The organism is Bradyrhizobium sp. U531 (assembly GCF_051710265.1).
GTDB lineage: Bacteria > Pseudomonadota > Alphaproteobacteria > Rhizobiales > Xanthobacteraceae > Bradyrhizobium.
Genome location: NZ_JASVEN010000001.1, coordinates 1,332,364 through 1,348,105, shown reverse-complemented (window position 1 = coordinate 1,348,105; position 15,742 = coordinate 1,332,364). Strand labels below are relative to the sequence as shown.

The following is a 15,742-nucleotide window of genomic DNA, read 5'->3' as shown; positions in this document are numbered from 1 at the left end:
AAGAGAGTCGACGACCATGAGAGCGATCTTCGGCAAGCTGCATCGCTGGGCGGGATTGCTCACGGCCGGGTTCCTGTTCTTCTCCGGCATCACCGGCGCGATCATCTCCTGGGACCACGAGCTCGACGATGTCCTGAACGGCCATCTGTTCGACGTCACCAGCAAAGGTCCGGCGATCCCCTCGATCGAGCTCGCCAGGATGATCGAGCAGCGGGATCCCCACGCGCGCGTCGTCTATCTCTTCATGACGCCGGAGGAGGGCCACTCGCTGTGGTTCTTCGTGATGCCGCGGATCGATCCTGCGACCGGCAAGCGCTATCCGCTCGACTACAACCAGGTCTTCCTCGATCCCAACACGGGCGCCGAGCTCGGCCGGCGCTATTGGGGCGCGGTCTGGCCGGTGACGCGGGAGAACTTCGTCTCGTTTCTCTACAAGCTGCACTACACCATGCACATCCCGGAATTCTGGGGCAGCGATCGCTGGGGCATGCGCGTGCTCGGCGTGATCGCCATCATCTGGACCATCGATTGCTTCGTCGGCTTCTACCTGACGCTGCCGTCGCGCAGGCGCGCGAAGGCGGCGCGGGCACCTGTCGTGACGCGCCAGCTCGAGCGCGGCTTCTGGGCGCGCTGGGCGCCGGCCTGGACCATCAAGACCTCGGGCAGCGCCTACCGGATCAATTTCGACATCCACCGCGCCTTCAGCCTGTGGACCTGGGGTGTGCTGTTCATCATCGCCTTCACGGCGTTCTCGCTGAACCTCTATTTCGAGGTGTTCTCGCCGCTGATGAAAATGGTGTCGAACTACACACCGACGCCCTATGAGCAGCGACCCTATCGCGGTCTCGACGATCCCATCGAACCCAAAATGACCTTTGCCGAAATCGCCGCGCGCGCCGCCGCCGACGGTAAGGCGCGCGGCTGGACGATTCCGGTCGGCTCGATCAATTACGGCCCGGCCCATGGCGTCTACGCCGCCGCGTTCTTCCACCCCGGCGACGATCACGGTGCCGGCGGCGTCGGTCCGGCGCAGCTCTATTACGATAGCGAGGACGGACGCCCGATCGGCGAGCGGCTGCCCTGGGTCGGCACCGCCGCCGACATCTTCGTCCAGGCGCAATTCCCGCTGCATTCGGGCCGCATCGTCGGCCTGTTCGGGCGCATCCTGATCTCGATCATGGGGCTCGTGGTGGCCGCGCTCTCGGTCACCGGTGTCGTAATCTGGTGGCGCAAGCGCCGCGCCCGGCTGCGCGCGCGCGAGACCGCGGCGGTGCGCCTGAGCCGGCAGCTGACACCGGCGGAGTAGGGGCGCGCACCGCCCCTTGCAGATGAACCTCGCGTCGAGGTAAGGGCACCAAGAGGGAGGTCGCTCCCGAGTCCGGATATCTCATGAAATCGCTTGCCTTGCTCTGCCTGCTCGTCCTGGCGAGCCCCGTCCACGCGGCGACGCCCGAGCAGCGCTATCTCGACCTGCGCGACCGCTACATCGCAAAATTCTCGAAGGCCAAGGAGAGCGACGAGCTCTACAAGCAACATGAAGCGGCTCTGAAGGAGCTGACGGGCGTGTTGCGCGGCCTGGTGGGACCGGTCACGATCAAGGGACTTCCCGCCGACGGCAAGTCGAACGTCGACACGCTGTACCAGGGTGAAAGCGGCTTCGGCCATCTCGACGGACTCGGATTCGCCTCCGACGGCGATAAGATGCAGGCCGTCGTCACCACGACCACGCTGCTCACGCACTGGCTGCGCGAGCATCGCGAGGACGGCATGCCGCAGGAGAGCGGCGCCGCGCTCAAGTCCGACCGCTTCTATTACCAGGCGATCCAGGACTCCGCCTTCGCCAAATATGCCGAGCTGCCGATCACAAAGCCTGCATCGGCGAGCGCCGCGGTTGCCGTGCTCGGCTTGCGCGGCAATGGCGACCTGAAGGGCGCGCCGCGGGAAATCGATGTCGTCGCGATCAAGGGCGACAAGGTCTACTTCCTCGCCGTGTCGGACGCCGTGAAGACGGCAGAGATTCCGGCCTGCGAGCGCGTCTGGAAGCAGATGATGGCAAAGCCGGTCAACAAGAAGGATCCGGGCGGCGACATGGCCAGGGAAGACCAGGCGATGGACGCCTACACCAAATGCTTTGCCAAGGAAGCGCCGGGCCAGAGCTGGTATGCGGCCGCCGTGAAGAAGGCGCAGAGCCAGCTGGACCTGCTGCCCCTGCAATAGCGCGTCCCGGCGCTCCCGTCTCTACGACGCGGACAATTCGGCCGAGTTGCCGGCCGCGTCGATCAGGTGCACGCGGTCGATGTCGGCGCGTGGCAGCAGAGTGCGGATTTGCTCCTGCGGCATCAGGCTGAACGCCGTCGACAAGGCGTCCGCCGCGGTCGCGCTGCGCGACACGGTCGTCACGCTGCGATAGCGCTGCGCGCAGCCGCCCGATCGGGGATCGAACAGGTGGTTGAAGCGCGCGCCGGCATCGAACTGGCAGCCGTAACCGCCCGAGGTGGACACGGCGCGGTCGATGATCGGCAGCACCGTCTTCGTCTGCCCCACCAATTCCGGATCGGCGATACCGACCTCCCAGGGCTTTCCGTCCGGACGGGAGCCGATCGCGCGGGCTTCGCCCATGTCGACCAGGCTGTGAGAGATGCCATGCGCCTGCAGCAGCTCGACCACCTTGTCGGTGACGTAGCCTTGCGCGATCCCGTTCAGCGTGACGGTCATGCCCTTGGGCAGCACGATCCGGTCGCGGCTGATCGACATCCGGCTGCTGCCGACACGCGCCAGCGCGGCGGCGATCGCGGCTGGCGGAGGGCCGGCCGGATCGGCATCGGCTCGCGCGAAATGGCCGGCATAGAGCTCCCACAGCGGCTGCACGGTGACGTCGAACAGGCCGCCCGTCAGCGTGGAATAATGCTGCGCGGCCGAGAGCAGATCGACCATCTCCGCGGCGGGCTCGATCAGGACCCCGGTCCGGTTCAGCGCGACCAGGGCGGAATCGTCGAGGTAAAGACTGAACAGCCGCTCGAGCCGCCGCGCCTCGGCGCAGGCCAGCGAGATCAGTCGCTCCGCGCGGCTGCGGTCCTCGTCGTGGATTTCCAACGTCGCAACCGCGCCCAGCATCGTGCCGCGCCAGGTCGCCGGCGCGACCTCCGCACGAGCGGCATGACCTGGTGACAATGCAGCAAGGCCCGCTGCCGCCGCGCTGATCCGGATGAAGCGTCGGCGCGTCAGGGTGCGCGTCATGGTGAGGGTCATGGCGTCCTCCTCGGTCGTTCGCCCGGTGGGCCTTCCAACGCCTCGTCCGCCGCCGCAGCCGCGGCGGCGTTTGCCGACGCCAGGACATAGTCCCGAGGCACCGCGTCGAATCCGACGATCCGGCCGCCGTTCTCGGTGACGAACTTTTCCGCAGCGACCCGCTCCGAGAACGGGACGGCCTCGTCGCCGCCCATGCCGCTCTTGATCCGGCTCTCGATCACGAACAGCGCCTTGCGCGCCTCGATCCAGTTGTCGGCGCCGGGCTTGTCCCAATCGGGCGCCTTGCCCATGTCGGACACGTAGATCGCCTGAATGTCCTTGGGCTCGTCCGGCAGCATGGTGAAGGCAATGGTGTCGCGCACCGACGAGAACCACACCGGCTCGATCAGGCTCGCGGCGAAGATATGGCCCTTCGGGCCGGGATGCTCGAGCACGTTCATGCCGCAGTAATGACCGATGTCCTCCGCGGTCATGCGATGTGGGGACGGGATCTTCGCGGCCTGCTTTTCGTTGCAGCCCGCGAGCGCGAGCGGCACGAGCAGGGCAAACAGGATCGTTCGGCGCCTCATAGCTCCCTCCGCGAGAAGGCGAGCGCGGCCAGCCCCAGCGGCAGCAGCATCCAGCAGAGCAGGGCGGTCAGCAGGACCGGGATCGTCAAGGACGTGGTCTGGGCAAGGCCGGCCATGCCGGCGAAGGTGCTGACATTGGCAAAGCCGGTCAAGTTGATCAGCCGGTAGGCGTCGGTCGGGTTCGCCAGCAGCATGGCGTTGAGCACGCTGGCCGAGATGCTGCGTCCCTGATCGAGCGCGAGCACGCCCAGCAGCGCCATGTCGTAGATCAGCACCAGCAGCAGCCACAATCCGATGCAGATGCCGGCGGCCGTTCCGCGGTCGCGCACCAGCGCGCTGACCAGATATCCGATGGCGACGAAAGCGCCGCCGAGCAGCACCGAGGAGCCCACCATCGCCGCGAAGGCCTGGAAACTATCGCTGTCGATCTCGCTGCCGGTTGCCGCCAGCGCGCCGACCGCCGCGCCGTAGCCGAGGCAGGTCGCGAAGGCGAGCACGGCGAGGTGGCCCAGGAATTTGCCGAGCAGCACCTGCCATCGCGCGACCGGATAGCTCAGCAGCAACAGCATGGTCCCGCGCTCCATCTCGCCGACAATCGCGTCGTGCGAGATCAGAAGCGCGATGAGCGGCACCAGAAAGATCGTCAGGCTCGACAGGCTGACGACGACCACGTCCAGCGCGCGGACGCCGACATTGCCGGTGGGCGCGCTGCCGAGGAAAGTCAGCGACAAGGCGAGCCCGGCGAGCAGCAGCGTTGCGGCCAGCACCCAGCGATTGCGGATGGCCTGGTGGACTTCCTTGGCGGCGATGATCAGGATGTTCATGGCGCCTGCTCCGATTGCCGGAGAAAGTGAGCGTAGAGCTCGTCGAGGGTCGGCGGGACCACGTCGACGTCCTCGACGGCGTTGCCGGCGGCAGTCGCGCGGTGCAGCAGCTCGATCTTCCGTTCCGGCGCGGCATCGATCTCGACGATGTGGCCGTTGAGGCGGCGGCAGGTGGCGTCCTGCGGAGCCCAGCCCGGCATCTCGCTCGGAGCAAGACCCGCCACCTTGAGGCGGATCCGGGTGGGCAGCTGGGCGAGACGACGCAGCTCGTCGATCGATCCGTCCGCAACCTTGATGCCGCGGTTCATGATGATGACCCGGCCGGCGCGTTCCTCGAGCTCGGTCAGCGCATGCGACGACAGCAGCACCGTCGCGCCGCCTGCGGCAAGCCGGGCGATGATGTCGTAGAAGGTCTGGCGCAGCTCCGGATCGAGGCCGGTGGTCGGCTCGTCCAGCAGCAGCACCCGCGGGGTGCCAAGCAGCGCCTGCGCGAGGCCGAGGCGCTGGCGCATGCCTTTCGAATAGGTGCTGACCCTGCGGCGGCTGGCAGCGCCGAGCCCGACGGCGTCGAGCAACTCGAGGGCCTTGGCGACTGGCTCCCGCTTCAGCCGGGCGTAGAACGCCTGCGTCTCACGGCCGGTGAGGGCAGGGTCGAAGGAGACGTTCTCCGGGAGGTAGCCGAGCTGGCGCCGCCCCGCGAATTCGCCGGCGGCGGGGTTGTCTCCGAGCACCTCGATCGCGCCGCTGGTCGGCCGGATCAGCCCGAGCATGAGCTTCATGAGCGTGGTCTTGCCGGCGCCGTTGTGGCCGATCAAGGCGACGAGTTCACCCTGGCCAAGCGCGAACGACGCGCCGCGCACGGCCTCGACGCGGCCGTAGGTCTTGGTGACGTCGCTGACGCGTACCGTGCTCGTCATCGCGTCTCCTTCGGCGCCGTGCTGCGCGGCGGCGACACCAGAGGATGGCTGTCGACCACGCCGCCGGGCAGCAGCGCCGGAAACTGCGCCTGGGCCCAGCGGATCACCTGGACGGCCGGGCTGTTGATCAACACCTTCGCGGCGGGTGCCGTCCACAGCACGCGATCGATGAGGTCGTTGGGCCGGTACGCCGTGTCGGCGACGCCGTCGCCATTGAGGTCGAAGGCCGGATTATCGCTCCAGTAATTGCCGCGTCCGCCGGTCGACCAGTCGAGGTGTTTCGTGCCGACATATTTCACCTGGTTGGCGTTGCCGACGAAGGCGTTGCCGGTGATTTCGTTGCCTTCGGAGCCGGCGGTGAAGTGCACGCCGATGGCGCAGCGTTCGAACCAGTTGTTCCGGAACTTGTTGTGATTGGTGTTGTAGATGAACACGCATTTCTCCGGGCCGCTCTTGAGCGTGCTCTCCCGTTTGCCTTGCGGAAGCATGCCGCGCTCGTCGGCTGGACCGTCATCGGCCCCGTCCATCGTGGTGTTCAGCGGGCCGCCGGTCACCCGGTTACCCTCGATCTGAGCCTGGTTCGCGTAGTTGAACAGCATCCCGTAGTCACGATCGCGATCGGAGGTGTTGCCGCGGATCACGAGCCGGTTCGAATACATGATGGCGTAACCGACATGGTTGCCGATCGAAACGTTGCCGCTGATCTCGCTGTCGTTGGTGTACATGTAGTGGACGGCGAAGCGGACCTGCTCGAAGCGATTGTCGACGAAGCGGTCCTTGCTGCTGGAGATCGAGAAGATACCGTCGCGGCCGTAACGGAAAATGTTGTTGGCGACGGTGACTTCAGGCGCATTCCACAGCGAGACGCCGTTGCCGGCCTCGCTCATGCGTCCGCCGCGCAGGCCCTCGATCTCGTTGCGGACAACCCGCGAGCCCTTCGCGCCATGCACGTAGACGCCGAACAGGTTTCCCACCAGCCGGTTGTCTTCGACCGTGGCGCGCTCGGCGGTCTTTTGCAGGAAGATCCCGGAGTTCATGGCCTGCAGATCGCGGCCGGAAGCGCGGACGGTCAGACCGCGGATCGTGACGTCGGGCGCGCTGACGGTGACGACGTTGCCGTCGCCGCCGCCATCGAGCACCGCGTCGCGGCTCCCAACCAGTTGCAGGGGACGGTCGATCCGGATCGAACCGTGATATTCGCCAGGCGCAAGCGTGACGACGTCGCCGGCGCGTGCGCCGTCCAGCACCGCTTGCAGCGGTTGTCCGGGCACAGCCGTCAACGTCTCCGCACTGGCGAAGCCGGACAATCCGGCGGCGACGAGCGCCGCCGGAAACATGCGTAAGAGAAGACCCACGAGGTCGCTCCGATCAGACCGGTTTCAAACCGACTTGGGTTCGACGAACATCCGGCCCTTCATCTCCATGTGCATGGCGTGGCAGAACCAGGAGCAGTAGTACCAGTAGACACCCGCCTTGTCGGCCGTGAACGTCACGGACGCCGTCGCCATGGGGCCGATTTCCATCTGGATGCCGTAGTTCACGATGCAGAAGCCGTGCGTCAGGTCTTCCACGGCGTCGATGTTGGTTACGAAGACGGTCACTTCGTCACCCTGCTTGACCTGGAACTGATCGAGGCCATAGGCGGGGGCGGTCGACGTCATGTAGACGCGCACCTTGTTGCCGTCGCGAATGATCTTCGAATCCGCCTCCAGGTTGATGCCGTCGGCCTTGGCCTGCTTGACCGCATCCGCAAACATCGGATCAGCGCGATCGTAGATCGAGATCGGGTTGATCTTGGAGCGGTGGACGATGGTCGCGTCATGCGGCTCGGCGAAGCTCGGGCCGTCATGCACCAGCTTCATCTGGTCGCCCGAGATGTCGATCAGCTGATCGTTCTCGGGCTTGAGCGGGCCGACGTTCAGGAAGCGGTCCTTCGAGAACTTGTTCAGCGAGATCAGCCACTTTCCATCGGCCTCCTTGGTCTGGCCCATCGAGGAATGGTTGTGACCCGGCTGATAGTGCACGTCGATCTTCTGGATGATGGGATTGACCTTCTCACCCTTGAAGGCCCGCTTGGCGAGGTCGATGTTCCACTTGACGACCTGACTGTCGAGGAACAGCGTGGTGTAGCCGTTGCCCTTGCCGTCATAGGCGGTGTGCAACGGGCCAAGGCCGAGTTCGGGTTCCGCGACGACGACGTCGCGCGGCTTGATCTTGTCGTCGAACAGATCGTCGAATTTGCGGACGTCCATCACGGTCACGGTGGGGGAGAGCTTTCCAGCCGCCACGATGTGGATGCCGTCGGGCGCGGTGTTCATGCCGTGCGGATTGTTCGAGACCGGCACGTAGCGGGTGTAGGCCGAGCCCTTGCGGCCGTCGATGACGGGCACGCCGTTCATCTCCTTGAAGTCGCCCTTCTTCACGGCTTCTTCGATCCGCTTGATGTTGAAGATGACGACCCAGTCCTGCTCGCTGGCGGTCATTTCCGCTAGGGTGACGCCTTCCTCGCCGTTGTAGCAGGTCGCGAAGCAATACTTGCCCTGGTAGTCGGCATCGACGTTGTCGAGGTTGCCGCTGACGATGATCTGCCAGGCCACCTTCATCGTGTCGCCGTCGATCGCGCTGAAGATGGAGCGATACTGCTTGGGATCGTCGAGCACCTTGCCGTCGTTGGGCAGCGGCACGCCATCCTCGCCGTTGGCGAACACATAGCCCGTGCGCGGATATTTCTGCACGCGCAGGCCGTGGACCGTGTGCTGGTTCGGCAGTTCGATGATCTTGTCGCACTTCATGATGTCGAGCCGCACCCGCGCGACGCGGCTGTTGGCCTTGTCGTTCATGAAGGCGTAGCGACCGTCATAGGTGCCGTCCGTGAACGAAATGTGGGGGTGGTGGAGGTCGCCGTTCAGGAACGTACCGCCGCGGTTCTTGAGGAATTCGCGGGTCGCGGGCTGCATGCCTTCGGTCAGAACCTTGATGCTCTCGTTGGTCTGGCCCCAGCCGGTGGCGCTGCAGCGGTTGAAGACCGGCACGCGCATCAATTCGCGCATCGAGGGAAGGCCGATGATGCGCATCTCGCCGGACTGACCGCTCGAGAAGAACACGTAATATTCGTCGAGCTCGCCCGGCGCGACCTCGGTCTTCTGCACGGCTGGACGAGCCGCCGGCGCTTTCGGAGCAGCATTCTTGGTCTGCGCATCCGCGGACGCGACGAAGCCGCCGTCCTTCAGCGCCACTCCGCCGGCAAGGCCCACGCCCGCCGCGGCCGCCGTCGTTCCGAGCACTGCTCGTCGGCTGACGCCCTTTGCCTGTTCGTTCTCGCTCATGATTGCCTCCTCGGCTTTCGGTTCAGTTAGGTGGTGGAGAGGTGGTGGGTGGCGCGCTGACGGGTTTGCCGCCGGCGGTGATGACGGTCGCGGGTCCCTTGCCACTCGAACGCATCGCCGGTGAGGACATCGCGGCGAATTTCTCGCGCTTGAGCCGCACCTGGATCATGTGCGGGCAGCGGTGATCGTCGTAATAGAGTTCCTGACAATGCATGCAGTAGATGCACTCATTGACGTTGATGTGACCCTCGGGATGGATCGACTGCACCGGGCATTCCTTCGAACAACGCTGGCAGGGCGAGCCACATTCTTCCCAGCGGCGCAGCCATTCGAAGGTCCGGATGCGGCCCGGGATCGCGAGCGCGGCGCCGAGCGGGCACAGATAGCGGCAGAAGAAGCGTTCGATGAAGAGACCGATGACGAGCAGGCCGACGGCGTAAGCCACGAACGGCCAGCTTCGTGAAAACTTCAGGATGATCGCGGTCTTGAACGGTTCGACCTCGGCGAACCGCTCGGCCATGTCGACCGAATAGAGTGAAAGGCCGAACAGTCCGAGGAAGATGATGTACTTGATCGGCCACAGCCGTTCATGCAGTCCCCAAGGCACCGTTATCTGCGGCACCTTCAGCCATTTCGCGACAGTGTTGGTGAGCTCCTGCAGCGCGCCGAAGGGACACAGCCAGCCGCAGAACGGGCCGCGGCCCCAGAACAGAAGCCCGCCGGCCGTTGCGGCCCACAGGATGAAGATCAGGGGCGCGGCGAGGAAGAATTCCCAGCGGAAGCCCGTCACCAGCGCGTTGGTGAAGGTCACGACATTGACGACGGACAGCTGCGCGTTGGCGTACCAGCCAAGCCAGACCAGAACGATGGCGAGATATCCCCGCCGGACCCAGGTGTAGAACACCGGACGGCGCACCAGCAGGTTCTGGAAGAAGAAGATGCCGGTGAGGGCGGCGAGCATGAAAGCGGTGATGCCGATCGAGACGGTGCTCGAGCGCCAGATCCGCATCCAAAGCGGCTCATCGGCATCCTCGGCCGCTGCCGGTGCAGCCGGTGCGGCCGCAGCCTTAGCCTGCGAGGGCGGAGGCGCCGCGCTTTCCGGCACTGTTACGGCCCGCTGCTCGCGGCGTATGTAGCTGTCGGGGAGGGTGTAGCTGAGGTCGAAGGTCAGGAACGCCTTGTCGCGGCCGCCGAGGCTCCGCTGCACCAGCAGCTGAATCTGCCAGGGCTGGGTCGGATCCAACGTGAATTCGGGAGGCGTGACGAACAGGCCGATTTCCCTGAAATCCGGTGAACCGGCCGCCTCCAGCGCGCCGAGGCGGGTGTGGTTACGGTCGCGGAAGCGGGTGCTGTTGCCTTCCTGCAGGATCTCGATGCGATCGAAGATGCCGCCGCGCACGTAAGCCGACCCTTTGAAGGAGTAGGCGCCGTTGCCGGCCACGATGATCGCCTGCTGCCCGGGCTTCAGGCTGTCCTTCAGCCGCCGGTAGCCGTCCTCGCCGAGCAGGCTGCGGCCAATCGTCGGCGCGCTCACGAGCGCGGCGTAGAGGTCGATGAAGGTCTCGTCAGGTTCACCCGGTTCGGGGTATTGCGTCGCCGCCGCGTTGCCGGATTTTGCAAAGGCCTCGTTGATGTCGCCGATGCCGAGATGAAGCCGTCGGACCGAACCGTCGCCGACCAGAGTTTCCCAGTCGCGGACGTCGCCGTGGTCGAGATCGAGCGTCTTGATGACGGGGGGCAGGGCTGCCGAAACCGCCGCGCCGTCGCCGCCTCCGACGCGACCGCTTCGGATCAGCTTGGACGCGGCGCGAACGATACTGTCGCCCATCACCAGCACGGTGACGGTCGCACCGCTCACGATGTCGACCTGCGGCGGCTTCTCCGCGCCAGATGCGACAGGCTTCATGTCCTTTCCGATGAGGACGTTCACGGCCGCGACGATGCGCGCTTCGGGAATGCCGACCAGGACGATCGGCTCCTTGTGATCGACCAGCTTGATGCCCGTGACGACGCCTTTCGGGTCGATTCCGGCCAGGAGATGAATCGGTTTACCGGAGTAGCCGACGGAATTGGCGAAGTCGGAATTGAGGAAGACGAATCCCTGGAGCTGGTCGCCGCGGTATACCGGCACCACAGGCGGATCGCCTTGTGGCGGGCCGAAACGATCCGCACCCGGGAAGAAATGCGCAGGCCCGATCTTCGCCAGGTATGTCGATAGATCACCGGCGGCCGATGCAGGCGAAATATAAGTCAGACACATCAGCAGCAAGCTTGCGAGCGCGAGCGCTGCACGCCTTGCAAAGGCTGTATCGTTATTCCATTGCTTCAACATATCGACTCAAATGCGATCTGCGCGACCAACCGGGCCGCGCATGCCTCGAGAATCTTCGTCGATGATTTGTCGCCGCTGACGTGCAAAGCTCATCGCGTACGACTGAATCTGTCAATCCCATTGCTGAGATTAATGGCCGCACGGAATTGAATCACAATTCTGCACCTGGAGTCCTTCATATGCCATTCCTACGCACGTCATTGCTCAGTGCTGAGCCCGCAGGTGTATTGGAGTCGCTCGACGAGCTCTTTGCGCTAGGTCATGCAATGGAGCAGGAAGCGGCCCAAAAGTACGATTCCCTTGCCGAAGAGATGCGCGGGCAGGGCAAGGCTGACCTCGCCGAGGTGTTCACGCGACTCGCGGCCGCCGAGCGCGAGCACGTCGATAGTGTCACGAAGTGGTCGCAATCGCGCCGCGGCAAGAGTCCGGACCCCGCTTTGATCCGTTGGGAGGCGCCGGAAACGTTTACCCCGGACGCTGCTGCCGAGGCAAAGACATCACGGTTGATGACGCCGTACCGTGCGCTCGCCATGGCCGTCCGCAACGAGGAGCGCGCTTTCGCCTTCTGGTCCTATCTGGCCGCCTATTCCCGTGACGCCGACATCAAGAAGGCGGCGGAGGCAATGGCCAGGGAAGAGCTGGGCCACGTTGCCACGCTGCGAAAGGAGAGGCGCCGCGCCTATCATCAAGAGCACGACCGGACCAGCGCCGCCGCGTCGTCAGCGCCAAGGTCACCGCCCGTCGATGCGCAGCGGCTCGAGCTGCGCCTGGGTGCGCAGATCGGCGACATGGAGCAACGCCTGAGCGGACCAGCGGCGGTCCGGACCCACGACATTCGCCAGCAAACCCTCCAAATGGCGGACGCCGCTGTGGGCCTCGGGAGCTTTCCAGCGTCCATGGAGGACAAGGGACCATTGGAGATCGCCGAAGCACTCGTCGACGGCTACCTCGACGGCGCCGAGCGCTCGAACGACGCCGCCCAGCTCGAAAGCCTGCAGCACCTCGCCGAGCGCGCGATTTCGCGTCTGGCCTGGCTGCGCTCGCTCGCGGCGGCTTGACGCGCTGCCGGCCGTCTCGGAGACGTGCCGGCCTCAAGTCAAATCGCTGTCCACCGTCAGGCGCAGGGCAACTCCGCCGGGGGCAGTGGCGCCGGGTCCTTGGACAGCAATGCAGCAGCAGGAATGAGCGCAACCAGCGCTATTCGAGTGCCGTCCGAACGACCGGCCGCGCTTGGCTACGGCCATATCCGTAATTCGCATAAGGTATATTATGGAATATATTTATATACAATCAGATCAAATATTTAGGCGAAACTCCTGCCATCACGCCTTCGCTTCCGGCTGTTTTGGCTCAGGCCATCGGCGCTCACCCCGGTCGTCGGCTTGCTACGGTGCATGGGGCTGTTTTGCAGATTTTGAATCCTGCCGATGTCTCCGAAAGCCGATATTGCCGTGACCTTGTCCGGCTGCAATAAGCGAAGCTTCCGCGAGATCGCAGATGACCTTCAGGCCTTCCGTCCGTATAGGTTTGCGTCTCAGAACAACAACAAACTTTCCGAGGAAGCAGACCCATGGTCTTTTCGACGCGCTTTTCCCGACGCACGCTTCTCAAGGCCTCCGCCGCGACCGCGGTCCTGGGCGGCATCGGTGCGCCCCATGTGGCCCGCGCCCAGAGCGCCGAGTTCACATACAAGTATGCCAATAACCTGCCCGACACCCATCCGCTGAACGTCCGCGCCAAGGAGATGGCCGCGGCGATCAAGAGCGAGACAGGCGGCAAGTTCGACCTCCAGATCTTCCCGAACAACCAGCTCGGGTCCGACACCGACATGCTGAGCCAGATCCGCTCCGGCGGCGTCGAGTTCTTCACGCTGTCCGGCCTGATCCTGTCGACCCTGGTGCCGGCGGCGTCCATCAACGGCATCGGCTTCGCGTTCCCGGACTACGACACGGTCTGGAAGGCCATGGACGGCGATCTCGGCGCCCATGTTCGCGGCGAGATCAAGAAGGCCGGCCTCGAGGTCATGGACAAGATCTGGGACAACGGCTTCCGCCAGACGACGTCGTCGAGCAAGCCGATCACCGGTCCCGACGACCTCAAGGGCTTCAAGATCCGCGTGCCGGTGTCGCCGCTGTGGACCTCGATGTTCAAGGCGTTCGACGCGGCGCCCGCCTCGATCAATTTCAGCGAGGTCTATTCGGCGCTGCAGACCAAGATCGTCGAGGGCCAGGAGAACCCGCTGGCGATCATCTCGACCGCCAAGCTCTACGAGGTCCAGAAATACTGCTCGCTGACCAACCACATGTGGGACGGCTTCTGGTTCCTGGCCAACCGCAGGGCCTGGGAAAAGCTGCCGCAGGACGTGCGCACGGTTGTTGCCAAGCACATCAACGCCGCTGCGATCAACGAGCGCGCCGATACCGCCAAGCTCAACGCCAGCCTGCAGCAGGAGCTCGCGGGCAAAGGCCTGACCTTCAACCAGCCCGCCGTGGCGCCGTTCCGCGACAAGCTCCGCACCGCCGGCTTCTATGCCGAGTGGAAGGGCAAATATGGCGATCAGGCCTGGGACCTCCTGGAGAAGGCCGTCGGCAAGCTGTCGTAACGCGTTGGGGCCGTCGAGGTCAGTATTGAGATGGCTCACGTCGGGATCGAGGTGACAGAAGTGGTGGGCGAGGTGGCGCATCAGTCCCCTCGCCGACCTTCGCTGCTGGCTTCGCTCGAGCGCGTGATCGGTCTCGCCGTCGAAATCCCGGCGGCGATCCTGGTCGTCGCCGAGATCGTGATCCTGTTTGCCGGCGTGGTCGCGCGCTACGGCCTGCACCGGCCGCTGATCTGGTCGGACGAGCTCGCCTCGATCCTGTTCCTGTGGCTCGCCATGCTGGGCGCGGCGGTCGCATTCCGCCGCTCCGAGCACATGCGCATGACCGCGATCGTCGCCAGCGCGCGGCCGGCCATGCGGGCTTATCTCGATCTGGTCGCAACCTCGGCGGCCCTCGCGTTTCTGGTCCTGATCGTCTGGCCGGCCTGCGACTACGCCTATGAGGAAAGCTACATCACGACGCCGGCGCTGCAGATCTCCAACATGTGGCGCGCCGCGGCGCTGCCGGCCGGCATCGGCATGATGGCGGTCTTCGCCTTGCTGCGGCTGCTGCGCGCGGCCGATTGGCGGATGGTCGGCGCCGCGGTCGTCAGCGTTGCCATCATCATCGGCCTGTTCTGGCTGGCGGAGCCCTCGCTGCGGCCGCTCGGCAATCTCAACCTCGTCATCTTCTTCGTCGGCGTTGCCGGCTTCTGTGTCTTCGCCGGCGTTCCCATTGCATTTGGCTTCGGCCTTGCGATCTTCGGCTATCTCGCGCTGACCACGCGCACGCCCGTGATGGTGCTGGTCGGGCGGATGGACGAGGGCATGAGCCACCTCATCCTGCTCTCGGTGCCGTTGTTCGTATTCCTGGGGCTGCTGATCGAAATGACCGGCATGGCGCGGGCCATGGTGGCGTTCCTGGCGAGCCTGCTCGGCCATGTCCGCGGCGGCCTGCATTACGTGCTGGTCGGCGCGATGTATCTGGTTTCCGGCATATCGGGCGCCAAGGCCGCCGACATGGCGGCCGTCGCGCCGGTGCTGTTTCCGGAGATGAAGCAGCGCGGCGCCAAGCCCGGCGATCTCGTCGCGCTGCTGGCGGCGACCGGCGCCCAGACGGAGACCATTCCGCCAAGCCTCGTGCTGATCACGATCGGCTCGGTCACCGGCGTGTCGATCGCCGCCCTCTTCACCGGCGGCCTGCTGCCCGGCGTCGTGCTCGCGATCACGCTCTGCATGCTGGTGTGGTGGCGCTACCGCCACGAGGACATGAGCCACGTCCGCCGCGCAACCGGCAGCGAGATCGGCAAGACCTTCATCGTCGCCCTGCCCGCGCTCGCGCTGCCTTTCGTGATCCGTTACGCCGTGGTCGAGGGCGTTGCGACGGCGACCGAGGTCTCCACCATCGGCATCGTCTATGGCGCGATCGTTGGCCTCTTGATCTATCGCCGCTTCGACTGGCGGCGGCTGTTTCCGATGCTGGTCGAAACCGCGGCGCTGTCCGGCGCGATCCTGCTGATCATCGGCACGGCGACCGGCATGGCCTGGGGCCTGACGCAATCCGGCTTCTCGCGCTCGCTGGCCGCGGCCATGACCGGACTGCCGGGGGGCGCTGCGACCTTCATCGCCGTGTCCATCCTGGCCTTCACCATTCTCGGCAGCGTGCTCGAAGGCATTCCGGCGATCGTGCTGTTCGGGCCGCTGCTGTTTCCGATTGCCCGTGCCGTCGGCGTGCACGAGGTGCACTATGCCATGGTGATCATCCTCGCCATGGGTATCGGGCTATTCGCGCCGCCGTTCGGCGTCGGCTATTATGCCGCCTGCGCCATCGGGCGCGTCGATCCTGCCGAGGGCATCCGGCCGATCTGGGGCTATCTGCTGGCGCTGCTGGTGGGGTTGATCATCGTCGCGATCTTCCCGTGGATCTCGATTGGATTCCTTTGAGGC

12 protein-coding genes are annotated in these 15,742 nt (G+C 65.2%); 5 read left to right on the top strand and 7 right to left on the bottom strand.

Going from position 1 to position 15,742, the window contains the following annotated elements:
* Nucleotides 1-16 precede the first annotated feature (16 nt).
* On the top strand, nucleotides 17-1,306 hold the full coding sequence (gene fsrB / locus QRQ56_RS06660) for a siderophore utilization protein FsrB (RefSeq protein ID WP_438738542.1): 1,290 nt from the start codon (nucleotides 17-19) through the stop codon (nucleotides 1,304-1,306).
* Between the two features lie 83 nt (nucleotides 1,307-1,389).
* Nucleotides 1,390-2,217, top strand: a complete 828-nt coding sequence (locus QRQ56_RS06655; protein ID WP_438738540.1) for a hypothetical protein — start codon at nucleotides 1,390-1,392, stop codon at nucleotides 2,215-2,217.
* Nucleotides 2,218-2,238: 21 nt separating this feature from the next.
* On the opposite strand, the gene QRQ56_RS06650 is transcribed toward QRQ56_RS06655, so the two are convergent.
* The 7 genes from QRQ56_RS06650 to QRQ56_RS06620 are packed head-to-tail and all read right to left on the bottom strand — an operon-like array spanning nucleotide 2,239 to nucleotide 11,145.
* The gene (locus QRQ56_RS06650; RefSeq protein ID WP_438740097.1) at nucleotides 2,239-3,237 is read right to left on the bottom strand and encodes an FAD:protein FMN transferase; all 999 of its coding nucleotides are present in this window, start codon (nucleotides 3,235-3,237) and stop codon (nucleotides 2,239-2,241) included.
* 8 nt (nucleotides 3,238-3,245) lie between these two features.
* Nucleotides 3,246-3,818: a nitrous oxide reductase accessory protein NosL gene (locus QRQ56_RS06645; RefSeq protein WP_438738538.1), complete on the bottom strand. Its 573-nt coding sequence runs from the start codon at nucleotides 3,816-3,818 to the stop codon at nucleotides 3,246-3,248.
* On the bottom strand, nucleotides 3,815-4,642 hold the full coding sequence (locus tag QRQ56_RS06640) for an ABC transporter permease subunit (protein ID WP_438738536.1): 828 nt from the start codon (nucleotides 4,640-4,642) through the stop codon (nucleotides 3,815-3,817). The genes QRQ56_RS06645 and QRQ56_RS06640 overlap by 4 nt, the downstream gene beginning before the upstream one ends.
* Entirely contained in the window at nucleotides 4,639-5,559 is a 921-nt protein-coding gene (locus tag QRQ56_RS06635) for an ABC transporter ATP-binding protein (RefSeq protein WP_438738535.1), read from the bottom strand. The genes QRQ56_RS06640 and QRQ56_RS06635 overlap by 4 nt, the downstream gene beginning before the upstream one ends.
* Nucleotides 5,556-6,914, bottom strand: a complete 1,359-nt coding sequence (locus QRQ56_RS06630; protein ID WP_438738534.1) for a nitrous oxide reductase family maturation protein NosD — start codon at nucleotides 6,912-6,914, stop codon at nucleotides 5,556-5,558. Before QRQ56_RS06630 ends, QRQ56_RS06635 begins: the two co-directional genes overlap by 4 nt.
* Nucleotides 6,915-6,938: 24 nt before the next feature.
* Nucleotides 6,939-8,885, bottom strand: a complete 1,947-nt coding sequence (gene nosZ / locus QRQ56_RS06625; RefSeq protein ID WP_438738532.1) for a TAT-dependent nitrous-oxide reductase — start codon at nucleotides 8,883-8,885, stop codon at nucleotides 6,939-6,941.
* A 22-nt stretch (nucleotides 8,886-8,907) separates the two neighbouring features.
* On the bottom strand, nucleotides 8,908-11,145 hold the full coding sequence (locus QRQ56_RS06620; protein WP_438738530.1) for a 4Fe-4S binding protein: 2,238 nt from the start codon (nucleotides 11,143-11,145) through the stop codon (nucleotides 8,908-8,910).
* A 251-nt stretch (nucleotides 11,146-11,396) separates the two neighbouring features.
* On the opposite strand from QRQ56_RS06620, the gene QRQ56_RS06615 reads away from it, so the two are divergent.
* From QRQ56_RS06615 to QRQ56_RS06605, 3 genes are all read left to right on the top strand, one after another.
* On the top strand, nucleotides 11,397-12,275 hold the full coding sequence (locus tag QRQ56_RS06615) for a ferritin-like domain-containing protein (RefSeq protein ID WP_438738528.1): 879 nt from the start codon (nucleotides 11,397-11,399) through the stop codon (nucleotides 12,273-12,275).
* Nucleotides 12,276-12,787: 512 nt separating this feature from the next.
* Nucleotides 12,788-13,819 carry a TRAP transporter substrate-binding protein gene (locus tag QRQ56_RS06610; RefSeq protein ID WP_438738525.1) on the top strand — a complete coding sequence of 344 codons (1,032 nt, stop codon included), beginning with the start codon at nucleotides 12,788-12,790 and terminating at the stop codon, nucleotides 13,817-13,819.
* A gap of 30 nt (nucleotides 13,820-13,849) precedes the next feature.
* Nucleotides 13,850-15,739, top strand: coding sequence for a TRAP transporter large permease (locus QRQ56_RS06605; protein WP_438738523.1), 1,890 nt, complete (start codon nucleotides 13,850-13,852; stop codon nucleotides 15,737-15,739).
* Nucleotides 15,740-15,742: the final 3 nt, after the last annotated feature.